This is a genomic window from Streptomyces sp. NBC_00236, from assembly GCF_036195045.1.
GTDB lineage: Bacteria > Actinomycetota > Actinomycetes > Streptomycetales > Streptomycetaceae > Streptomyces.
In genome coordinates, this window is the sequence record NZ_CP108100.1 from 3,735,405 (window position 1) to 3,757,563 (window position 22,159).

18 protein-coding genes and 1 tRNA gene are annotated in these 22,159 nt (G+C 72.4%); 7 read left to right on the forward strand and 12 right to left on the reverse strand.

Going from position 1 to position 22,159, the window contains the following annotated elements; genetic code table 11:
- Positions 1-41: 41 nt before the first annotated feature.
- Positions 42-923, reverse strand: a complete 882-nt coding sequence (locus OG446_RS16745; RefSeq protein WP_328894801.1) for a helix-turn-helix domain-containing protein — start codon at positions 921-923, stop codon at positions 42-44.
- Positions 924-1,256: 333 nt separating this feature from the next.
- On the opposite strand from OG446_RS16745, the gene OG446_RS16750 reads away from it, so the two are divergent.
- Positions 1,257-1,757: an ATP-binding protein gene (locus OG446_RS16750; protein ID WP_328894802.1), complete on the forward strand. Its 501-nt coding sequence runs from the start codon at positions 1,257-1,259 to the stop codon at positions 1,755-1,757.
- A gap of 120 nt (positions 1,758-1,877) precedes the next feature.
- On the opposite strand, the gene OG446_RS16755 is transcribed toward OG446_RS16750, so the two are convergent.
- Positions 1,878-2,120: a DUF397 domain-containing protein gene (locus OG446_RS16755; RefSeq protein ID WP_328894803.1), complete on the reverse strand. Its 243-nt coding sequence runs from the start codon at positions 2,118-2,120 to the stop codon at positions 1,878-1,880.
- A 251-nt stretch (positions 2,121-2,371) separates the two neighbouring features.
- Between OG446_RS16755 and OG446_RS16760 the strand changes: the two genes are divergently transcribed.
- Positions 2,372-2,863, forward strand: coding sequence for a hypothetical protein (locus tag OG446_RS16760; RefSeq protein WP_328894804.1), 492 nt, complete (start codon positions 2,372-2,374; stop codon positions 2,861-2,863).
- Between the two features lie 33 nt (positions 2,864-2,896).
- Here the strand turns inward: OG446_RS16760 and OG446_RS16765 are convergent, their stop codons facing one another.
- The 3 genes from OG446_RS16765 to OG446_RS16775 form a co-directional block, all read right to left on the reverse strand.
- The gene (locus OG446_RS16765) at positions 2,897-5,044 is read right to left on the reverse strand and encodes an FUSC family protein (protein WP_328894805.1); all 2,148 of its coding nucleotides are present in this window, start codon (positions 5,042-5,044) and stop codon (positions 2,897-2,899) included.
- A 95-nt stretch (positions 5,045-5,139) separates the two neighbouring features.
- Positions 5,140-6,324: a DUF2786 domain-containing protein gene (locus tag OG446_RS16770; RefSeq protein ID WP_328894806.1), complete on the reverse strand. Its 1,185-nt coding sequence runs from the start codon at positions 6,322-6,324 to the stop codon at positions 5,140-5,142.
- Positions 6,325-6,408: 84 nt separating this feature from the next.
- A complete protein-coding gene (locus OG446_RS16775; RefSeq protein ID WP_328894807.1) occupies positions 6,409-7,320 on the reverse strand; it encodes an NADP-dependent oxidoreductase in 912 nt (303 codons plus the stop codon).
- A 146-nt stretch (positions 7,321-7,466) separates the two neighbouring features.
- Between OG446_RS16775 and OG446_RS16780 the strand changes: the two genes are divergently transcribed.
- Positions 7,467-9,176: a bifunctional 3'-5' exonuclease/DNA polymerase gene (locus OG446_RS16780; RefSeq protein WP_328894808.1), complete on the forward strand. Its 1,710-nt coding sequence runs from the start codon at positions 7,467-7,469 to the stop codon at positions 9,174-9,176.
- Between the two features lie 205 nt (positions 9,177-9,381).
- Here the strand turns inward: OG446_RS16780 and OG446_RS16785 are convergent, their stop codons facing one another.
- Together OG446_RS16785 and OG446_RS16790 are read right to left on the reverse strand one after the other, a co-directional pair.
- Positions 9,382-10,260, reverse strand: a complete 879-nt coding sequence (locus OG446_RS16785) for a carbohydrate-binding protein (protein WP_328894809.1) — start codon at positions 10,258-10,260, stop codon at positions 9,382-9,384.
- 142 nt (positions 10,261-10,402) lie between these two features.
- Positions 10,403-11,758, reverse strand: coding sequence for an alpha-lytic protease prodomain-containing protein (locus OG446_RS16790; RefSeq protein WP_328894810.1), 1,356 nt, complete (start codon positions 11,756-11,758; stop codon positions 10,403-10,405).
- Positions 11,759-11,956: 198 nt separating this feature from the next.
- On the opposite strand from OG446_RS16790, the gene OG446_RS16795 reads away from it, so the two are divergent.
- The gene (locus tag OG446_RS16795; RefSeq protein WP_328894811.1) at positions 11,957-12,637 is read left to right on the forward strand and encodes a phosphotransferase; all 681 of its coding nucleotides are present in this window, start codon (positions 11,957-11,959) and stop codon (positions 12,635-12,637) included.
- A gap of 65 nt (positions 12,638-12,702) precedes the next feature.
- Here the strand turns inward: OG446_RS16795 and OG446_RS16800 are convergent, their stop codons facing one another.
- Positions 12,703-15,222: an ABC transporter permease gene (locus OG446_RS16800; protein ID WP_328894812.1), complete on the reverse strand. Its 2,520-nt coding sequence runs from the start codon at positions 15,220-15,222 to the stop codon at positions 12,703-12,705.
- Positions 15,216-15,950: an ABC transporter ATP-binding protein gene (locus OG446_RS16805; protein ID WP_328894813.1), complete on the reverse strand. Its 735-nt coding sequence runs from the start codon at positions 15,948-15,950 to the stop codon at positions 15,216-15,218. The genes OG446_RS16800 and OG446_RS16805 overlap by 7 nt, the downstream gene beginning before the upstream one ends.
- A gap of 133 nt (positions 15,951-16,083) precedes the next feature.
- Here OG446_RS16805 and OG446_RS16810 point away from each other — a divergent pair, with 133 nt between their 5' ends.
- The 3 genes from OG446_RS16810 (at position 16,084) to OG446_RS16820 (ending at position 18,949) form a co-directional block, all read left to right on the forward strand.
- Positions 16,084-17,403 (forward strand): sensor histidine kinase, encoded by a 1,320-nt coding sequence (locus tag OG446_RS16810; protein ID WP_328894814.1) that lies wholly within the window; start codon positions 16,084-16,086, stop codon positions 17,401-17,403.
- 2 nt (positions 17,404-17,405) lie between these two features.
- Positions 17,406-18,047: a response regulator transcription factor gene (locus OG446_RS16815; RefSeq protein ID WP_328894815.1), complete on the forward strand. Its 642-nt coding sequence runs from the start codon at positions 17,406-17,408 to the stop codon at positions 18,045-18,047.
- Positions 18,048-18,154: 107 nt separating this feature from the next.
- A complete protein-coding gene (locus tag OG446_RS16820; protein ID WP_328894816.1) occupies positions 18,155-18,949 on the forward strand; it encodes an SDR family oxidoreductase in 795 nt (264 codons plus the stop codon).
- 51 nt (positions 18,950-19,000) lie between these two features.
- On the opposite strand, the gene OG446_RS16825 is transcribed toward OG446_RS16820, so the two are convergent.
- The 3 genes from OG446_RS16825 to OG446_RS16835 all read right to left on the reverse strand — a co-directional run bounded on the left by OG446_RS16825 (position 19,001) and on the right by OG446_RS16835 (position 22,103).
- Positions 19,001-20,173 carry an acyltransferase family protein gene (locus OG446_RS16825; RefSeq protein ID WP_328894817.1) on the reverse strand — a complete coding sequence of 391 codons (1,173 nt, stop codon included), beginning with the start codon at positions 20,171-20,173 and terminating at the stop codon, positions 19,001-19,003.
- 207 nt (positions 20,174-20,380) lie between these two features.
- Positions 20,381-20,454: transfer RNA gene (locus OG446_RS16830), tRNA-Thr, on the reverse strand.
- Between the two features lie 98 nt (positions 20,455-20,552).
- A complete protein-coding gene (locus OG446_RS16835) occupies positions 20,553-22,103 on the reverse strand; it encodes an alpha/beta hydrolase (RefSeq protein WP_328894818.1) in 1,551 nt (516 codons plus the stop codon).
- Positions 22,104-22,159: the final 56 nt, after the last annotated feature.

Consider the following 22,159-nt stretch of genomic DNA (forward strand, 5'->3'; position numbering starts at 1 on the left):
GCAGGTGCAGACTCCTGTCGGTACGTCATCGTACTGAAATATCAGGAGAGTTGGAGAAGACCGCGGAGCAGATCCCTGCTCTCCTCCGGCCCCGGGCTGTCGGCATGGAGCCGGACCATCGCCTTTTCGTACTGGGCGACTTCTTCTGCCTTGTCCAGATAGAGCGCACTTGTCAGCTGCTCCAAATAGACAATGTCCGACAGATCGGATTCCGGGAATCGCAGCATCGTAAAGGAACCGCTCTCGCCCGCATGCCCACCGAAACTGAAAGGCATGACCTGGAGCGTGATGTTCGGCCGTTCCGACATTTCGATCAGATGGCGCAATTGGGTGCGCATCACTTCCCGGCCGCCGTACGGGCGGCGCAGCGCCGCCTCGTCCAGTACGGCGTGGAAGCGGGGGGCCCGTTCGGACACAAGGGCTTTCTGACGTTCCAGCCGGAGCGCGACCCGGCGGTCGATCTCGGCGGCGGGAGCACCCCGCATGCCCCGCGAGACGACCGCGTGCGCGTAGTCCTCGGTCTGCAACAGGCCGTGAACGAACTGGACTTCGTAGATCCGGATGAGCGAGGCGGCGCCTTCCAGGCCGATGTACGTCTGGAACCAGCCGGGCAGCACATCCCCGTAACTGTGCCACCAGCCCGTCACGTTGGCCTCACGCGCCAGGCCGAGCAGGGAGTCGCGCTCCGCCTCGTCCGTGACTCCGTAGAGCGTGAGCAGGTCCTCGACGTCCCTGGCCTTGAAGCTCACCCGTCCCAACTCCATGCGGCTGATCTTCGATTCGGAAGCCCGGATGGAGTAGCCGGCCGCCTCGCGCGTGATGCCGCGTGAGTCCCGCAGCCGCCTCAGCTGCGAGCCCAGCAGGATGCGCCGCACCACGGATCCACTCGACTCGCCTGCCGCCACCGGTCCAACCCTCCCCATCGCTTCCTGGACATCGGGGTCCCCCCGAACCCCAAGAGCCGGATTCTGCCATCAAAACGCTTCAGCCCGTACTCATTCGATTACGGAAATGAGAAGACTTCCCGAAGGTCCAGAAACTCCGCACAGGAAGAAATGAGCAAGAACCGGCACGGTATCGGACAGGTCAGGCGCGTGCACGTGCATCTGCCCTTGCATCTGCTCTGCGCATTCGGAACCATGGGCCTCGCGCACCTGCGTGCTCGTTCGTGTTGTGCCGCTGTACCCGCGTACCCGCAGTACCGATTACAGCCGCGATTCTCGGGAGTGCCTCGCATGGGGACGAATGGATCGACGATGCTCGAGCCGTTACGGCAGGGGCTCCCCCCCATCGACCCCTCCGCCGTCTCCGGATCAGCCACCTGCGCCCTGCCCGCTCGTTACGAAGCCGTCGGCGGGGCAAGGCAGTTCACCCGGACGACCCTGAGCGGCTGGGGCCTGAACGAGCGCTTCGACGACGTCGCCCTGGTCGTGTCCGAGCTGGTCACCAACGCCCTGCGGCACGCCCTGCCCACCGACGCGCCGCGCGAGCCCCAGGACCCGCCGGTCCGCCTGCACCTGATGCGCTGGACCTCGCGGCTGGTGTGCGCGGTGCGCGATCCCAGTCAGGCGAGCCCCGTCGCGTCCGAGGCCGAGGACTCTGCGGAGTCGGGCCGCGGGCTCTTCCTGGTGGACTCCTTCAGCGACTGCTGGGGCTGGCACCCTTCACCCGTATGGACGACGGGGAGCGCCGTCACCGTGCCGGCGCCGCGCGGAAAGGTCGTCTGGGCACTCTTCCGGCTGTCCGAACCGGCCTGACACCGGAACAGGCACGGAACAGGCGCGCCGCACGTGCACGTGCGGCGCGCGCGGGCACATGTGCGGCGCGCGGCCCCCGCATGACGCGCCGGAAGAAAGCGCTCACGCCTCCGCTATCGCTCACGCCTCCGTTACGAGGTGGTCGAACTCGCCGTCCTTCACGCCGAGCAGCAGAGCCTCTATCTCCGCGGGCGTATAGACCAGCGCCGGCCCGTCGGGGTAGCGCGAATTGCGCATCGCCACATCACCGTCGGGCAGCTTCGCGAACTCCACGCAGGATCCCTGGGAGTTGCTGTGCCTGCTCTTCTGCCAGACGACTCCGCGAAGCTCTGTGGCCGCCATGCCGTTGTACACGTGGTGCACAGGACGCTCCCCGAGTTGCAAAGTGCAAGTGTCAACTGTCTCGGATCATAGCTGTGTTCAATTTCTGGTGCATGAGCGGATGCATGGGCAGATGCACGTGCACGCGGGGTGTTCCCTCGGTTACAGCTCTCTGCAGAGGAAAGACGAACGGGAGAGCTGTTCCGCTCCCGATTCAGGGAGTTGACCGCTCCGCCCCAATGGTGACCGGCTGGTAGCTTGGACGGTCATTCATCTACCAGGGGGAATTCAGCATGTACAAACGCGTACGTACCGGCGCCGTCGTCGCCACCGGACTGCTGACCGTGCTCGCCCTGACCGGGTGCGGCGGCGGCAGCGACAAGGACGGCGCGGACAAGGGTTCCGGCTCCGCCGCCACCCCCGCACCCGCCGGCAGCACGGGCGACGACGCCTCCTCCGGAGCGGACGACGCCACCGGCGGCCTCAAGGCGCTGGAGGGCGCCTGGGCCGGGCAGACCGACGGCAAGGCCGTGGTGCTGTCCGTCGCATCCGGGAAGGCCGTGGTCGTCGCCGACTCCCACGTCTGCTCCGGGACCGCCAAGGACACGGGCAAGCCGATGCTGGCGCTGACGTGCGCCGACGGCAACACCGACCGGACCACGGGAACCGTCGAGTCCAACGACGGCAAGACCGTCGTCGTGTCGTGGGACGGCGGCACCAAGGACACGCTCGCCAAGACCGACGCCGACTCCCTGGAGGGCCTGCCCGACCTGCCGACCCCCTGACCCGCGGGCGTCGGCCGGGGGCCTGACCGCCCCTCAGTCACGAGGGGCGCGGGAGCTCGACGAGCCGCTCTCCAGGCCTTCGGAGAACTCCTCCAGGGCTTCGAGCAGGAGGTCGGCCCCGTTCCGTACGACCGGGTCCGACCCTCCTTCGCGGAGCCGCTCCTCCTCGTCCCACTGCGCCAGCGCCTCCCGCACCGCCGTCCAGTCCGGCACCCGGCGCTCCCTTACCGCCTTGGCCCCCTGTTCGGTGGCCCGGCGCAGCGCGTCGGCAAGTGGAGCGGCGGCCGGTACGGGCGTGGCACCGCCCTCCGGAAGGTGGGCCTCCATCAGCATCGCGACCCGGCCGAGCTGGGCCAGCGCGTGCTGGGTGCCGTCGGCCGCGGCGTGCGAGAGGCCGCGGTGGCGCACCGGCTCGTTCTGGGCGGTGGCCACCGCCTCCTGCCAGGCGACGCGGGCGTTCCGGGTGGCGAGCAGGGCCTGGCGGACGTCGTCATGGCCGCGGTCGGCCGGATCCGCGTACTGGTCGACGACCGAGGCGGCGTAGCGGCCGTCCTCCTTCAGCCAGTCGCCGAGGCGGCCGCGCAGCCGCGGGGTCTCCCAGGCCGGGTAGACGGCGTACGAGAGCATCGCCAGGACACCGCCGAGAAGGGTCAGGAGGACCCGTTCGAGCACGGTCTGCGAGAGGTCGTCGCCCGCCATGCCGAGCAGGAAGACCACGTACGCGGCGACGCAGGCCTGGCCGACGGCGTAGCCGGTCCGCATCAGCAGGTACATCAGCAGGGCGCAGACCACGGCGAGCACGGCGGACAGCCCGGCGCGGGGGTGGGCCGCCTCGACGATCACGCTGGCGACGAAGACCCCGACGACGGTGCCACCGAAGCGCGCCACGGACCGTTCGTACGTCCGGGAGAACTCCGGCCGCATCACCATGACGGCCGCCATCGGCACCCAGTAGCCGTGGCCGTACGGCAGCGCCAGACCCAGCAGGTAGCCGACCGCGGCGACGACGGAGATCCGGATCGCGTGCCGCAGGATCGGGGAGCCGTGGTGCAGCTCGCGGCGCATCGACGCGATCACGACCGGGACCAGCCGCAGCAGGGTGGGCCGCCGGTGGTGCTCGGCGGGGACCCGGCCGCCCCGCCCGGCCTCGATGGCGTCGGCGGCCTCCGCGGCCCCCGCCCGCTCCTCCTTCGTGCCGTCGCCCTCGGCGGCCTCGATGACGTCGGAGAGCAGGGCGGCCAGCCGGTCGGCGGCGCGGAGCGGGGGGCCGGTGAGCAGCGCGCCCGTGTCGGGGGTCTTCAGCGCAGCGACGGCGGGGGCGGGCAGGCGTACCGGGTCGCCGTGGCGGATGGCCCGCGCGGCCGCGTCGAGCAGGGAGGCGGCGGCGGCGAGGAGCTCGCGGACCCGGTCGCGTTCGGGGCCCTCGGACGGGACGCCCATTGCCGGGTCCGCGAGCGAGGCGAGGACGGGCCTGATCCGCTCGGCGGCCCCGCGCGAGCCGTGCAGTTCGGCGGGGCGGCGCCGGGCCTGGCGGGCGGTGACGGCGGCGGCTCTGCGGGCCTCCATCAGGGGGACCGGGTCGAAGTGGGCGACCGGGTCGTGGCGCAGTCTGCGGGCGTAGTCGGCCTCGGCGGCCAGCGCGTCGGCCAGGGCGTCGCGCTGGGCGCCCCATCTGCGGACCGGGAACACCACGATGAGCGCCGCCTGGACCACCCCGCCGAAGGTGATCATCAGGGCATGCAGGGCCGCCTCGGCGACGGAGGTGGGCAGGGTGACCGTCACCAGCATGATCGCGACGTTGGACGCGGCGATGATGCCGCCCGTCGGGCCCGCCGCCCAGGCCAGCCCTGCCAGGAAGGTCCAGAGCACCAGCAGGATCAGGAAGAGGGGGAGATGGGAGCCTGTGACGTAGCCGAGGAACGTCGACACGCCGAGGCTGAAACCGGAGACCAGGGCGAGCACCGGCCGGGGGCGCCAGCTGCGCTGGAAGGTGGCGATCGCCGCCTGGTACGCGCCGAACGCGGAGCTGGCGGCGACCACGGGCCCGAAGAGCGCGAGACTCACCCCGATCACCAGGGCGAGACCCGCCGCGCCGCGGATGGCGATCAGCGGTTCGAGCCGCGTCCTCTCGATCGTCAGCCCCGAGCGGGCGGTCTCCTTCAGCGCCCGGAGCCAGCTCATGCGCAGAGCCTAACCGGATTTTCTGATATGCCCGAGTTGTCGGGTGCGCTTCCCTGCTTCGCGTGCCTGGTCCGGACGTGCCCGCGGGGGCAGGGTCACCGCCCTCGGCCAGGGATCTCCGTGGCGTTCCCGCCCACCCGGGCCCGGTCCGCCGCGGCCGTCCCGTGGGCCCAGCCATCCAGGTCCGTGGCGCCGCGGACCCGGGTGGTCGTGGTCTCGGGGAACATCTTCTCGGCGGCGCCGGTGACCGCCACGTCCCGGGCGGCCAGTACCGGCAGCAGCCCGGCCCCGGCGGACGAAGCACCGGGGACCGCACCCTCGGCCTCGGCCTCGACGGTGGCGCGGGCGGTGCCGTCCGCCAGCCGGGCGCCCAGCCGCTGGGCGTAGGCCATCAGGAAGGACTGCCGGAAGGCCTTGGTCCTTTTGCGGCCGCCGGCCCGCTGGCCCGCCTCGGCCCGGGTCATCGCCGCCGTGCCCTGCACCAGCAGCGAGGTGTGGAGCAGTTCCACGGCCTCCAGGTCCGGCTCGAAGCCGACCACCGTCGAGAAGCCGAGGTCGCTGTTCCACACGGCCCGGCAGCGGTTCGCCGAGGCGACGGCGTCGAGCAGGATCGCCTTGGCCGTCTCGTACGGGGCGTCCACCCCGATCCGGCAGGCGCCGGGCACGCTGCCGCTGTGCGTACGGGCCGCCAGCAGGGCCTCGTCGATGCTGTGCCGGGCCATCAGCTCCTGCGCCTTGGTGGTGAGCGCCTCCGCCTCCTCCGGAAATCCGGTCGCCTCGGCCTTGGCCAGCAGGGCCCGGATCCGGGTCAGCATGCGCGGTTCGTCGTGCGCGGGCGGCAGGTGCAGGGTCTCGCGCAAGGCCCCGGGCGGGGGCCCGACGGGCTCGATGCCGGGCAGCCGGAGCAGCAGCCGGTAGAGCCCGAGGAGCGCGGAGGTGTACGAGAAGCGGTCCGGCCGCCCCGCCGGCGGCGGGGCGGGCAGCTCGTCCAGCTGTGCCTGCCAGCGGGGCGGGAGCACCTCGTAGCGCCGGACCTCCGAGCCGATCAGCCCGGCGGCCAGGCCGGCCGCGTGCTCGTCCAGTTCGCGGCGGACCAGGCGCACGAGGTCGGCGGGCAGCCAGCCCCGGTCCCAGGCGCGCCGCACGAACTCCTCGCCCCGGCGCCGCAGCTCCGCGTCGGAGGCCGGGTCGGCGGCGAGGAGGGATGCGCCGGTGTCGAGGCCGGAGTCGTCGTCCGAGTACAGGGCTGCCGCGAAGGCCTGGTCGATCACCGGTTCCATGAGGTCAGGGTAGGCGTGGCGGCCCCACCGGAATTCATCCACACCCTGTGGACAACTTTCGCCGGGCACCGCTCCCGCCCTCCCTCACGGCAGCAGCACGACCTTTCCGCGTACGTGCCCCGCCTCGCTCAGCTCCTGCGCCCTGACCGCCTCGTTGAGGGGGAACGTCTCGGCGACGGGCACCCGCAGCTCGCCGTCGGCCGCACGGCGGGCGTGCTCGGCCAGTTGCTTCCCGGACCGCGAGCCACCGCCGGAGAAGGCCACGCCGTAGGTGCCCGCCTCCGGGTCGGCGATGGTGACGATCCGGTCCGTGGTGCCGCCGCGCAGTTCGATGGAGTCCGGGAGCGCCCCGCGTCCCGCCGCGTCGAAGACCGCGTCCACACCCTGGGGAGCGAGTGCGCGCACCCGGTCGACCAGCCCGTCCCCGTACTCCACCGGGGTCGCACCGAGCACCCGCAGGTAGTCGTGGTTGCCCGGGGACGCCGTGCCGATCACCGTCGCACCGCGGGCCGCCGCCAGCTGGACCGCGGCCGATCCGACGGCCCCGGCGGCCCCGTGCAGCAGCAGGGTCTCGCCCGCCTCCACGCCGAGTTCGTCCAGGACGCGCTGGGCGGTGTTCGAGGCGATGGTCAGGGCCGCCGCGTCCGGCCAGCTCAGCTCCGGGGGCTTGGGAGCGACGAGAGCGGCGTCGGCCAGGGCGTACTCGGCGTAGGAACCGGTGGCACTCCAGCCCAGCACCTCGTCCCCGACCGCGACATCGGTGACCCCTTCACCGGTCACGTCGACCACCCCGGCGAACTCGACGCCGGGAATCGCCGGGAGCGAGGTCGGGAACACGTCCTCCATCCAGCCGCGCCGGATCTTGTAGTCCATCGGGTTGACCGCGGCGGCCCTGACCTTCACCCGCACCTGCCCGGGGCCGGGGTGCGGGTCCTCGACCCGGGCGGGGTGCAGTACCTCGGGTCCGCCGAACTCCTCGAAAACGATTGCTTCCATCGTGTCGTCTGCCTCCTCGTCGCAACGGATCCGGACCGGGACGTGTCCCGAAAAGTCCCGCCTGCCCGGGCCCGGCCCATCCTTCCAGCGTCCCCGCCCGCGCGCGCTCCGCCTCGCTGTCAGTGCCGGGTGCCAGACTCGAATCCATGACCGAACGCTGGGCTGTGGCCGTCACGGAGAGCGGTGGCGCGCGCCTCGCCCCGCTGGACCGCACCGGCCGCCCCACCGCCCCGGCCGTCACCGAACCGGACCTCGCCGAGGCCGTCCGCTCGCGGCCCGGTGTCACCCGCTGGGTGTGGCGTTCGTCGGCCGAGGTCTACCCACGGCTGCTGGCCGCCGGGGTCTCTGTCGCGCGCTGTTACGACATCGAGGTCGCCGAGTCCCTCCTGCTGGGCCATGAGGGCCGCCTCGGTGAACCCCGCTCCGCCGCGGCCGCCCACGCCCGTCTGCTGCGCGGCCCGGTGCCGCCCGATCCGCCGCCGCGCTCGGCCGTACCCGGCTCCCAGTCCTCCCTGTTCGAGCCGCAGTCGGGAACCGAGCTGCCCTTCGACGCCCTGCTCCAGGTGTACGCGGACCAGCTCGCCCGGCACGACGCCACGGACCGGCCGGGCCGGATGAGTCTGCTGACGGCCGCCGAGTCCGCCGGCATGCTGGTCGCCGCCGAGATGAACCGCTCGGGCCTGCCCTGGCGGGCCGACGTCCACCGCGAGGTGCTGCACGAGCTCCTGGGCGAGCGGTACGCGGGCGGCGGCGAGCCCCGGAAGCTGGCCGAGCTGGCGGACGAGGTGTCCGCCGCGTTCGGCCGCCGGGTCCGCCCGGACCTTCCCGCCGATGTGGTGAAGGCCTTCGCGCAGGCGGGCATCAAGGTGCGGTCGACCCGCCGCTGGGAGCTGGAGGAGCTGGACCATCCGGCGGTGCGTCCGCTCATCCAGTACAAGAAGCTGTACCGGATCTGGACGGCGCACGGCTGGAGCTGGCTCCAGGACTGGGTCCGCGACGGCCGCTTCCGCCCCGAGTACCAGCCCGGCGGCACGGTCAGCGGCCGCTGGACGACCAACGGCGGCGGGGCGCTGCAGATCCCGAAGGTGATCCGGCGGGCGGTGGTCGCCGACGAGGGCTGGCGGCTCGTCGTGGCGGACGCCGACCAGATGGAGCCGAGGGTGCTGGCCGCCATCTCCCGCGACCGGGGCCTGATGGAGGTGGCCGGTCATGACGGCGACCTGTACACCGCGCTGTCCGACCGCGCCTTCCACGGCGACCGCGACCACGCCAAGATCGCGCTGCTCGGCGCGGTCTACGGCCAGACGTCGGGCGACGGGCTGAAGAACCTGGCCGCGCTGCGCCGGAGGTTCCCGCACGCGGTCGCGTATGTGGACGACGCGGCGAAGGCGGGCGAGGAGGGCCGTCTCGTACGGACCTGGCTGGGCCGGACCAGCCCGCCCGCCGCGGGCAGTGGGGACGACGGGGAGGCCGGCATCCCGCAGGAGAGCGACGACCGGCCGGCGGACGGCTCGGAGGCGGCGGACGGCGGATTCACTCCGGGCTACGCCTCCTCCAACGCCCGTGCACGGGGCCGGTTCACCCGTAACTTCGTGGTGCAGGGCAGTGCGGCCGACTGGGCACTGCTGCTCCTGGCCGCGCTGCGGCAGTCGATCGCGGCGGCCGGGCTCCGGGCGGAACTGGTCTTCTTCCAGCACGACGAGGTGATCGTGCACTGCCCTCAGGAGGAGGCCGAGACCGTGGTGGAGGCGATCCGGGCGGCCGGTGAACTGGCCGGGCGGACCGCCTTCGGTGACACGCCGGTCCGCTTCCCGTTCACCACGGCGGTGGTGGAACGGTATTCGGACGCGAAGTGAACCGGCCCGCAGCGGTGTTCACCGATGCAGGGGCACGACCCACAGCGCGGTTCGCCATGGCAGGGACACGGCCCACCGAGCGGATCACCGTTGCAGGGAAGCGGCCCGGGCCGGAAGGCTCCGGCCCGGGCCTGGCGCGGCGCACACCCCGGGAAGAGGCCCGGGGCGTGCGCGCGCGGCGGTGGTACCCCGCCGGTCTGCCCGTCTACCCGCGCTCCCACAGCGCGGGGACGTTCGACGGCTCCCAGCCGGTCAGGGCGGTGTGAGCCTGCAGACAGCGGTAGGTGACCCCGCCGTACGTGACGCGGTCGCCCGCGTTGTAGAGCGTTCCGGCCGCCCAGCTGCCGCCCGTCGGCGGATCCGTCGGGTCGGTCGGCGGATCGGTCGGCGGATCGGTCGGATCCGTGGGGTCCTGGGCGACGTCGAGGACGAAGTCGAAGGTCCCCTCCTTGCCGGAGCCCACGGACCGGACGTTCATCAGGAGCGCCGGGTCGTACAGGGCGTCGGTGTTGTTGCGCGGTTCGCCCGGGAAGTACAGCTGGGTGGTGAGGATGCCCGAGCCGGGCGCCTGGGCCTTCACATGGATGTGCCGGGTGCGGCCGGGATACAGCCCCGCCACGATCGTCGTGAGCGTGAACGCTCCCGACTGGTCGGTGAACTGGTGGCCGCGGAAGGCGTAACCGCTCATGTCGTACGCACCGTTGGTGTCGGCCTGCCAGAAGTCGAGCAGCACCCCGGGAATGGGCCGGCACTCACGGCCGAAGACGTATCCGCTGACCGTCAGGCGGACCCCGGGGGTCCCGGCGGTCACCAGGCTGGTGCGCAACGGGGAGTTGGGCTTGAAGTACGGGCCCTCCATCTGGTCGTGCGTGGGCTCGTCGCCGTCGTCGCAGTCCGGCGTCGGGGCGAGCGGCACCCCGGCGGCACCGGTGTCGCGCGCCAGCGCGACCCCGCCCCCGGCGAGCAGCGGGACGGCGGTGGCGACCAGCGCCGCCTTGAGGAGGGTCTTGCGGCTGATGGGCCGGTCACCGGCGGAGCCGCCGGACGGGCCGGGTGCCGGATCGGGGATCGGGTCTGAGGTCATGGCTGATTCCTCGGGGTGGTGGGGGAGGGCACGTGCGGGGCGGGGTGGGGGCCCGGGGTCAGGGCTCGGGCCCCCACCCCCGTTCCTGTCGCCGGAGGGTTTCGGCCGTGCTGCCCGCGCAGGCGGGAGTTCAGAACACGCCCTACAGGGCCTGCCAGAGCGCGGGGACGTTCGGGGGCGTCCAGCCGGGCTGCGCCTGGTGTCCCTGGAGGCAGCGGTAGCTCGCGGAGCCGTACGTCACCACGTCACCGGCCGCGTAGGACGTGCCTGCCGCCCAGCTGCCGCCCGGGTTGGTCGGCGGGTCCGTCGGGTCCGGCGGATCGGTCGGGGTGCCGTTGGTGACCAGGGTGAGTCCGTACGCCTGGAGCGCCGGGTTCAGGGGCTGGAAGTACGTCGTACCGCCCTGGGAGCAGTTGCCGCTCCCGCCCGAGGTGACGCCCTGGGCCTGGCTGCCGGAGATGAACGAGCCGCCGGAGTCGCCCGGTTCGGCGCACACGTTGGTGCGGGTCACCCCGGAGACGGTGCCCTCCTGGTAGGTGACGCTGGTGTTGCGCTGCTGGACCGTGCCGCAGTGCCAGCCCGTCGTCGAGCCGGAGCGGCAGACCGACGACCCCTCCAGCGCCTCGGTGGACCCGGTGACCGTCACATCGCCGTTGCCGTAGCCGTTCACCAGCGGGCGCGGTGTCCAGTTGGTGTTCGTGGCGACCCAGGAGTAGTCACGGCCCGGGAAGGTGGATCCCTGGAAGGAGCCCTGGGCCTGCTGGTTGTATCCGCTGGTGCTGACGCCGGGCGTTCCGCAGTGCCCGGCGCTGACGAAGCCGCTCTGGGTGCCGCGCTTGACGGGGAAGCCGATGGAGCACCGCCCGGAGCCGTTCATGTAGTACGCGTCGCCGCCCCGCAGATCCGCGAACGTGCGCGGCTGCTCGGCACTTCGGGTGACCGTCACCAGATCACGCGCGACCCCGGCCGCGGCGAGGAAGGTGTCGGCGGCGGCGACCCGGCCGGCCTGGACCACCACACGGTTGGTGCGCACGTCGACGTACCAGACGGGCACGTCCTTCGGCGCCTTGCGCAGCGCCACCCGGTCCAGGGCGGCCTTGGCGGAGTCGAGTTCGGCCAGGCTGTGGTCGACGACGACGGCCCGCGCGCCGGCTCCGGCGATCCGGCCGGTGTCCGCGGCATCGGTCGTGGCGACGGTCAGCTCCGCCGCATCGCCGCTCACCCGGGCGCCGGCGAACCCGGTGCCGAGCGAGCGCCGCAGTCCGGCGGCCACGGCAGCCGCACGGGACTCGTTACCGATCCGTTCCGCCGCCTGGTCGGCGGTGAGTCCCAGATCGCGCTGCATGGCCTTCAGCAGACCGGGCGAGAGCTGGTCCGCCGCGGCCGGCGACAGTCGGGGGGAGGGGTCGGCGGACGCGGTGCCGGTCAGCCCTGCCAGCGCGAGCGCGCCGACGGCCACGGTGGCGGTACACGCGGCCAGTGCACGTCTGCGGAGCATGGATCTCTCCACGGAACTCTCCTTGACTTCGGGGGAATTGCCGTCAACGTAGCCGCGTACACGTCATCTCCAGGAGATCCCGTCCGCCCCATCGCACCGCGTTATGGGGCCGTTCCGAAGCTGTCCCCGACCGGCCGCGATACGAGGACACGCGCGAACGATCTCCCCGTGGACGCCCGTCACGAGTAGGTTCCCCCCATGCGAATAGGCCAATTGCTGGGCAGCGGACGCGACGCCGACGTATACGAACTGGATGAGGCGTGGGTCCTGCGCCGCTACCGCTACGGGCTGGACGCTACCCCCGAACTTCCCGTCATGTCCTACCTGTCGGCCTCGGGCTACCCGGTCCCCCGCCTCGGCCCGCAGCCCCCGTCGGCCGGTCCCGGCGATCTGGTCCTGCAGCGGCTGACCGGTCCCACGATGCTGGAGTCCCTCCTGAGCGGCGACATCGACGCCACCGAGGGATCCGCCCTGCTCGCCCGGCTGCTCGCCGAACTGCACACCGTCCCGGCCCGGCTCTCGCCGGATCCCGAGGACCGGATCCTCCACCTCGACCTGCATCCGGACAACGTGATGCTGACGGCCGACGGCCCGGTGGTGATCGACTGGAGCAACGCCGAGGAGGGCCCGCCGGCCCTGGACCGGGCCATGTCGGCGCTGATCCTGGCCCAGGTGGCGGTCGATCCGGACAGTCCCGCGACGGACGGCGGACGCGAGCTGCTGACCGCCCTGATGCCGCATCTGATCGCGGACGGCGGTATCCCGGCCCGCCACCTCGCCGACGCGGCCGCCCGCCGGGACGCCAACCCGACGATGAGTCCGGCCGAACGGGACCTCATCGGCGAGGCGGCCGCCCTGGTCACCGCGCTCTCCCGCTGAGGCCCCCTTCGGCCGGGCACCCGGACCTACTCCCGCGCACCCGCCCGTTCGACCGGACACCCGGACTACTCCCGCGCACCCGCCCGTTCGACCGGCCTGACGCGCAGCGCGAGCCAGGCGGGCAGCACCGCGAAGACCACGGCCAGGAGCGCACTCACCGCGACGACCGAGCCGATGGCCCCCCAGGGGACGACCACCGCCGAGCGGACGTCGAGCCGTGCGAGCGCGGTCCGTACGCCGAGCAGGTTCAGCGCGGCCACCGCCCCGCCGAGCACCGCCCCCACCGCCACCACGACCAGCGCCTCCGCGCCCACCAGCCGCAGTACGTGCGCCTTCGTCGCCCCGGCGAGCCGGAGCACCGCCAGATCGCGCACCCGGTCCGAGGTGGCCATCACCTGCGTGCCGGCCAGGGCGATGCCCGTGTACACCACGGCGATGAGAAGGATCAGCAGGAGCCCGAGACGGGTGTCCCCACCGGTCCGCCGGTGGTTCTCCGCCAGCCACCCGTCCCTCGTCGCCACCTCCGTACCCGTAGCCCGCCCGGCCGCCGCCAGCTGCGCCGCGACGGCCGAACGCCCCTCGCCGTCACGGACCTTGACGTCGAGACGGTCGACTGCGGCACCCCCGGCATTGCGCGGGGTCACATACACCCCGTTGTTCCCGGTGCCGGTGCTCAGCACGGCCGCCACCCGCAGGGTGACCTTGCGGCCGTCGGCCAGCCAGACGCCGACGCGCTCGCCGACCGTCGTGGTCATCCACTCCTCGTTGACGACGAGGGAACCGTCGTCGAGCCCCGCGAGACTGCCCGCCACCACGGGGAGCGCCGACACCGCCGCCGCATCGGCCGCGTCCACCGCCCGCGCCTCCGAGGTGACGAGTGCCGTGCCCTCCTCCAGAACGGTCACGGAGGTGGACCGCGAGGCGCTGACGACGGCGCCCCGAATCCGCCGGGCCCGCTCCACGAACTCCGGCGGGAGCGCGGCGCCCTCGCCGGCCGCCGTGACCACGAAATCCGAGGTGACCTGGGTACGCGCCTCGACGGCCCGCGCCTCGTCGAGCGTCGCCGTGGTGCCCATCAGCGAGGCGGCAAGCGCCACGGTGACGATCACGGGTGCGGCGACGGCGGACGTCCTGCGCAGCCCGGCGGAGGCGTTCTCCCTGGCCAGCACACCGGTGGCGCCCGGCAGTTGGGCGGGCGCCCAGGCGAGTAGGCGGGTGACGGGACGTACCAGCACGGGGGCGAACAGGGCGCAGCCGACGATCAGCAGCATCGGCTGGGTGACGTACGTCTTGCGCTTCAGGAGGCTCCCGGGATCCTGGACGAGCGCGATACCCAGCAGAACCACCCCGGTCAGCAGGACGGCCGCGCCCAGCAGCACCCGGCTCAGGGGCATCGAACCGCTGTCGACGGCGGATTCACGCAGCGCTTCGACCGGTCCCACCCTTCCGGCCCGGCGCGAGGCGGCGACCGCTCCGGCCAGCGCCACCGCGAGTCCGGTCCAGAAGGCGGTGTGCAGCGGCCAGTTCTGGTCGCCGATCTCGAACCAGCGGGGCGCGATCTGCTCACCGGCCATCCAGGAGGCGAGCCGCGGCGCACCGAGGACGCCCATCCCGCAGCCCGCCGCCGACGCCAGGACGCCGATGACCGCCGCTTCCGCGTACACCGTCCGCCGCACCTGGCCGGGGGTCGCGCCCGCCGTGCGCAGCAGGCCGAACTCGCGGCGGCGCTGGGCGACCGCGAAGGAGAACGTCGAGGCGACCACGAAGACGGAGACGAACACGGTGATGCCGGCGGCCGTGCCCAGCAGCGCGTTCACGGAGACCAGCGCCTCGGCGTCCCGGTCCGGGTCGGGATCCGCCCGCCGTCGGTCGTCGCCGGTGAGGACCGCCATCCGGTCCTCGCGGGCCACGACCGCGCGTACCGCCGCCGGATCCGCGTGCACCACCACGGCGTCGACGGCCGGGGAGATCCTGGCCGACTCGGCCGCGGTGAAGAACACGGCGGTCTCGAACCCGGCGGGGCGCACCGTGCCGACGACGGTCCGGGCGGCGGTCCCCGAGCCGGTGGTGACCGTGATCCGCTCCCCCGTACGCACATCGGAGCCGTTCCCCGCGGTGACGACGACCTCTCCGGCGGCGGCCGGGGCCCGTCCGGTGGCCAGCCGGTACGGGGCGGCGGCCGCGACGGGCCACGGGTGGCCGACCGTTCCCTCACCGTCTGCGCCCCGGCCTGACTCGCCGTCCCCGTCGAGGCGGGCACCGGCGACCGAGACGGGGAACGTGCGGTCCTCGACCGTACGGCCGAGCTCCGCGAGGGCGTTGACGAGCTCCGCCGGGACCGGCCGGGGCGAGGTCAGCTCCTGCGTACGGACTCCGATCGGGGTCCCTACCCGCAGCCGGTCCTCACCCCGGACCACGACGGGCGCCGCGGCGAACCGCTCGGGCCCGTGCCGGGGGGCGTCGAACGTGGCCGCGAGGGCCAGCCCGGTGGTGGCGACGATCCCCACGCCGAGGGCCAGCGCGAGGAAGGAGCCGACGAAGGTGACCCAGCGGGTCCGCATGGAGCGCAGCGCGATACTCAGCACGGCAGGGCCGCCAACCGCGTCATGCGCGCCGCGACCTGCCCGGCGGACGGGGAGGCCAGCTCGTCCCGCACCCGGCCGTCGGCCAGGAACAGCACCCGGTCCGCGAAGGAGGCGGCGACCGGGTCGTGCGTCACCATGATCACGGTCTGGCCGCCGTCCACCATGGTGCGCAGCAGCGTCAGCACCTGTCGGCCGGTCTCGGAGTCCAGCGCTCCGGTGGGTTCGTCCCCGAACAGCACATCGGGCCGGGTGACCAGGGCGCGGGCCAGGGCCACGCGCTGCTGCTGGCCGCCGGAGAGCTCACCGGGCCGGTGCCCGGACCGGTCGCGCAGCCCGACGCGCTCCAGGACGTCCAGGACCTCGGCCCGCTTCGGCCGGCGGCCCGCCAGCCGCAGCGGGAGGGCGACGTTCTGCTCGGCGCTGAGCGAGGGAAGCAGGTTGAACGCCTGGAAGACGAAACCGATGCGGGTGCGGCGGAGCAGCGTCAGCTTCCGCTCGCTGAGCCCGGTCAGTTCGGTGTCGCCGAGGAACACCTGCCCGCCGGTGGGCCGGTCGAGACCGGCGGCGCACTGGAGCAAGGTCGACTTGCCGGAGCCCGACGGGCCCATGACGGCGGTGAACGTGCCCCGGGGGACGTCGAGGGTGACCCCGTCGAGCGCGGTCACCGCGCCGGGGTTCCTGCCGTAGGACCGGGTGACCGAGCGAAGCCGGACAGCTGCGTGATTCATGACCACCACTCAACCGGCGCCGTACCTGCGGCACATCGCAGCGAGAGGGAGTCCCGGGGGTGGAGGTAGCTCCACCCCCGGGCTCCACCTCGCCGGGTGGTCCACCCCACCGGACCCGGCCTACCGTTCCCCCATGCCCTCCCCCGCCACCCCTTCCGCCGACCCCCTGCCCTCCCCGGGCCTGTGGCAGGCCCTGCGCCGGCGCCGCTACCTGCGCGGCGCCTGGCCGTGGCGCGCCACGCTCTACCTGCTGACGAGCGTGCCGCTGGGCATCGCGACCCTCACCGCGCTCCTCCTCCTGACCGTCGCGGGCAGCGCGCTCACCGTGGTCCTGATCGGCATCCCGCTGCTCCTCACCCTCGTGCTCGCGGGCATCCCGCTGGCCGCCCTGGAACGGCGCAGGCTACGGCTGCTCGACCCGCGGCCCCTCGTCCCGGCCCACCGGGAACCGGACGGCACCGGCCTCTCCGCCTGGCTGCGCACCCGCCTCCAGGAACGGGCCACCTGGCGGGAACTGGGCTACGCGCTGCTGTTCGCCCTGGTCCTGTGGCCGTTGGAGGCGCTGGCCGTGGGCACGGCCCTCGTCGCCTGCGGCGGACTGATCGCCGCCCCCGTGATGCTGGCGGCGAGCGGCGGCGAGGAGGCCCGCGTGCTCAAGATCTGGCTGATCCACAGCTACCCGCCCGCCTTCGCGGCGCTGCTCGCCGGACTGGTCCTGCTCCCGCTGTTCGCCTATCCGCTGGGGGTCCTCGCAGCCTGCCGGGCCACACTGACCCGGCAGTTGCTCTCCGCTCCGGAAGCCGGCCTCGACTCCCGGCTGCGGGAGCTGGGCCGCTCCCGGATGCGGCTGGTCGACGCCTTCGAGGCGGAACGCCGACGGATCGAGCGCGATCTGCACGACGGCGCGCAGCAACGGCTGGTCGCCCTCTCCATGACGCTGGGTCTGGCCCGGCTGGAGAACCCGGCCGAACCGCTGGCCGGGCTGCTCGCCAAGGCCCACCAGGAGGCCGGGGTCGCGCTGGTGGAGATCAGGGAGCTCATCCAGGGCATCCACCCCCAGGTCCTCACCGACCGCGGCCTCCGGGCGGCGGTCGAGGACGTCGCGGACCGGTCGGTGGTCCCGGTGGACGTGGACTTCGCCTTGCCGGACCGGCTCCCCCAAACCGTGGAGACGGCGGTCTACTTCGCGGTCTGCGAGGCGCTGGCCAATGTCGCCAAGCACAGCGGTGCGGGGCGTGCCCGGGTGAGCGGCCGGGCGGAGCGGGGCCGACTGGTGGTGGAGGTGTGGGACGACGGATCGGGCGGCGCCGACACCCGTGGCGGCACGGGGCTCCAGGGCGTGGCCGACCGTATCTCGGTGCTCGACGGCCACCTGCTAGTGTCCAGTCCGCCCGGCGGGCCCACGGTGTTTCGGCTGCAGGTCCCCCTCTCACCTGCGGATACGAGGACGTGAGCGTGCGCATCGTACTGGCCGAGGACAGTGTGCTCCTGCGCGAAGGCCTGATCGGACTTCTGGAGCGGTTCGGCCATCAGGTGGTGGCGGGCGCCTCCACGGCGGACGAGCTGATCGCGGCCGTGGCCGAGCACGGCCCGGACATCGTGGTGACCGATGTGCGCATGCCGCCCGGCTTCTCCGACGAGGGCCTGCGCGCCGCGATCGAACTGCGCACCCGGCAGCCGGACCTGCCCGTCCTCGTACTCAGCCAGTACGTCCAGCGCGCCTACGCCGAGGACCTTCTCGACTCCGCCGACGGTGCGGGCGTCGGCTATCTGCTCAAGGAACGCATCGGCGACGTCGAGGAGTTCGTCGACGCCCTGCACCGGGTCGCGGCCGGGAACACGGTCGTGGACCCCGAGGTGGTCCGCCGGCTGATCCGTCGCCGCCGGGACCCGCTCTCCCGGCTGACCGCGCGTGAGCAGGAGGTGCTGGCCCTGATGGCGGAGGGCAGGTCCAACGCGTCGATCGCCGCGGCGATGACGGTGAGCGAGGGCACGGTCAGCAAGCACTTCGGCAGCATCCTCAGCAAGCTCGACCTCTCGCTGGACGACACCACGAACCGCCGGGTGCTGGCAGTTCTGGCGTACCTGCGGGGCTGACCGGCGTCGCCGGCGTACCGGCACCCGGCACCCGGCACCCGGCACCCGGCACCCGGCACCCAAAAGACATTGCCGGGGCGCACCCCCGTGACGGAGGATTCCACGCTGTGACCACAGCCGAACAACCCCCGCAGCCACAGCCCTCCGCGTCGCCCCGCCCCCTCGCGCTGATCACCGGAGTCGGCCGCACGATCGGCATCGGTGCGGGTATCGCCCGCCAACTGGCCGCCTCGGGCTGGGACATCGCCTTCACCTACTGGACGCCGTACGACCGGCGCATGACCTGGGGCGAGGAGCAGGGCGCATCCGCGGCCATCGCCGCATCCCTCACCGGACAAGGCGCGCGCACGGCCGCGATCGAGGCGGACCTGGTCGACCCCGACGCCCCGTCCCGCATCTTCGACGAGGCCGAACGCCGGATCGGACCGGTCACCGCGCTCGTGCTCAGCCATGCCGAGTCGGTCGACTCCGGCCTCCTCGACACCACGGTCGAGAGCTTCGACCGGCACTTCGCCGTGAACGCCCGCGCCACCTGGCTGCTGATCCGGGAGTACGGGCTCCGCTTCCGCGCCGCCCCGGGCTCCGGCCGGATCATCGCCCTCACCAGCGACCACACGGTCGGCAACCTCCCGTACGGCGCCAGCAAGGGGGCCCTGGACCGCATCACCCTGGCCGCCTCGCACGAGCTCGCCCACCTGGGAGTGACCGCCAACGTCATCAACCCGGGCCCCGTGGACACCGGCTGGATGAACGACGAACTCTCCCAACTCCTCGTACGCAACACCCCACTGGGCCGCCTCGGCACCCCGCAGGACACCGCGCACCTGGTGGACTTCCTCTGCTCGCAGCAGGGTCAGTGGGTCAACGGCCAGCTGCTGAAGAGCAACGGCGGATCGGCGTAGCCTCACCGCCCGCACGGAGGAGGCGCCGACGTCCCGCCCCGGCCCCGGGAATCAGGTCATGAGCCGTTGCACACGCGGCTCGACAAGAGGCCGGAAGATCCGCTGCACCACCGCGGTCATCAGCACGACGGCGACAACCGCGGCCACGGCGGTCAGCGCGATCTTGCCCCACGGCGAATCGAGCCGGTCGTACACCCCGGCGTGCACCGCGGCACGGTAGAGCAGCGGGTGCAGCAGGAGGGCGTACATGGTGCGCGTGCCCATGACCGTGAACCACGTCCTGCGGTTCGGGACGAGCGAGAAGAACGCCGCCGTCATCACGACCGCGGCGACGAACAGCGCGACCCGCATGAAGAACCAGAAGGAAAGCGATACGTGCAGCTCGGTGTAGTCGTGCCGCCAGCTGAACCATTCCCAGTCGTTCAGACGCGGAGCGACCAGATAGGAGACGGGCAGAGCCAGGCACATCACCACGGCCGAGGCCACCCTGATGCGCCGGGAGCGCAGCCATGCGAAGTGCTCCCGGCGCAGTTGCAGGCCCAGCACGAAGAAGGGCAGGAATTGGAGCACCCGGGCGAACTGCAGGATGTTCCCATTGCTGGTGAGGCCCGAAAGCATCGAGATCACGACAGCGACGGCCACCGGCCACCGCACGGCACGCCAGACGGGCACCGTGATCCGCCAGATGAACAGCGCGACGAGGAACCAGCACACGAACCAGGGCTGGAGGATCGTGACGTCGATCTCGCCCTCGTCGAGAACGTACTGCCGGACCAGCGCATAGAGGGTCTCGAAGATGAGATACGGGACCAGGACCCCGGTGATCAGCCGCTGCACCTGATCCGGGCGCCCCGTGTAACTGCGGGAGAGGAAGCCGGAAAGCACGATGAAGGCCGGCATGTGAAAGGAGTAGACCCAGGCTGCCGCAGACCTGACGGCATCGCTGTGGTTGATCCAGTCGGCCCAGAAATGCGCGCAGACCACGAGGACGAGCAGCAGGAACTTGGCATTGTCGAAAAAGGGATCCCTGCCGTCCCGAGCGGGCACGGGTGCAGCCGACCGTTCCGGTGCGGGGGGCACCGTAAGGACGGCTCTCTCGCCGGCCGGCCCCGGTATCTCCCCGCCCATGGGGCTTGTCATCCGCCGTCTCCTCCAGAACACCCTGCTGATCGGGTCCATTGCAGCGGCGCAGAATGCCGGCCGTCCGGCCCGGGCGGTGATCATACACAGCAGCCCCCGCCGGGCGGCACCGAAAGGATCCCGCGCCGACCCACCGTATTCCCCCGCCGGCTACCCCCCGGCCACCGGGGATGCGCGGCGCCTCCGGGCCGTCCCGCCGACGGGCGTGGGACCGCAGCGCTCCGGACCCGAAAACGGCTCCGGGCATGAAAAAGCCCCAGGTCACGGCGAGTGAGTCCTGGGGCTGATCCGAGCCGCCTTCGGGATTCGAACCCGAGACCTACGCATTACGAGTGCGTTGCTCTGGCCAACTGAGCTAAGGCGGCACGCCCTGTCGCACCATGATGCGATCAGCAGCGACGCCAAGTCTACACAGTTTCCAGGGGTGCTCCGTACCGCCCCGTTTCCACGCCTCAGCCGCAGGTCAGGAGCACTTCTTGCCGTCGTCCGGCGCCGTGCCTTCCAGCAGGTACGTGTTGATCGCCGTGTCGATGCAGTCGCTGCCGCGGCCGTACGCCGTGTGCCCGTCGCCCTCGTAGGTGAGGAGGGTGCCCGACGAGAGCTGGCCGGCCAGGGATTTCGCCCACTTGTACGGGGTCGCCGGGTCCCGGGTCGTTCCGACGACCACGATCGGGGCGGCGCCCTCGGCCTTGACGGGGTGCGGGGTGCCAGTGGCCGGGACCGGCCAGTAGGCGCAGTTCAGGGAGGCCCAGGCGAAGCCCTTTCCGAAGACCGGCGAGGCCTTCTCGAAGCTGGGCAGGGCCTGGGTGACCGCCTGGGAGGTGGCGAAGGCGGGTGGGAGGTCGAGGCAGTTCACGGCCGCGTTGGCGTACATGAGGTTCGCGAACGTGCCGTTCGGCTCACGCTCGTAGTAACTGTCCGCCAGGGAGAGCAGCCCCGAGCCGTCGCCCGTCTCGGCACCGGCGAGCGCCTCGCGGAGCTGGGGCCAGGCCGACTCGTCGTACATGGCGGCGATGACACCCGTGGTGGCGAGGGACTCACCGAGCTTGCGGGACTCGCCCGTGGCGATCGGCTTCGCGTCGAGGTCGCTGAACAGCTTCTTCAGGTTCGTCGCCGCGTCGGCGGCGGACGTCGTGCCGAGCGGGCAGTCCGCCTTCTTCACGCAGTCCGCCGCGAAGGACTGGAACGCGGTCTCGAATCCCGCGGTCTGGTCCCGGTTCATCTCGGCCGCCGGGAGCGAGGGATCCATCGCACCGTCGAGCACCAGACGGCCCGCCCGCGCGGGGAAGAGCTCGGCGTACGTCGCTCCCAGGAACGTTCCGTACGAGGCGCCGACGTAGTGCAGCTGCTCGTCCCCGAGCAGCTCCCGCAGGATGTCCATGTCGCGGGCCGTCTCCACGGTGGAGACGTGCGGCAGGATCTCGCCCGAGCGCTGCTCGCAGCCGGTGGCGAACTTCTTGAACGAACTGCTCAGCTTCGCGACCTCGACGGCGTCGTCCGGGGTCTGGTCGACCTGGGTGTACGCGTCCATCTGTGAACCGGTGAGGCACTCGACGGGCTCGCTGCGCGCCACCCCGCGCGGATCGATGGCGACCATGTCGTAGCGGGCGCGCACCTGGGCGGGGTAGCCGATCGCGGCGTATCCCTGGAGATAGCCGATGGCCGATCCGCCGGGACCCCCCGGGTTGACCAGGAGGGAGCCGATCTTCTTGCCGGGCCCGGTGGCCTTCTTGCGGGAGACCGCCAGCTTGATCTCGCCGCCGTCCGGCTTCGCGTAGTCGAGCGGCGCCTTCATCGTGGTGCACTGGAATCCGGTGACGCCGCAGTCCCGCCAGCTCAGTTGCTGGGCGTAGAACGGCTTCAGCGCCGCCGGTACGGCGGAAGGCGTGGCCGAGGCCGCCTGCGCGGGCGACGAGGCGCCCGTCGTCGAACCCCCGTCGGTACAGCCGGAGATGAGGAGGCCGGCGGTGCCGAGCGCTAGGGCGAGGGTACGGAGCGGGCGCCTGTTATGCATGTCCGGAGCGTAGCCGCCGGGCGTCGGCTCGTCCGATTCCCTGCTCTTTCGGGTGA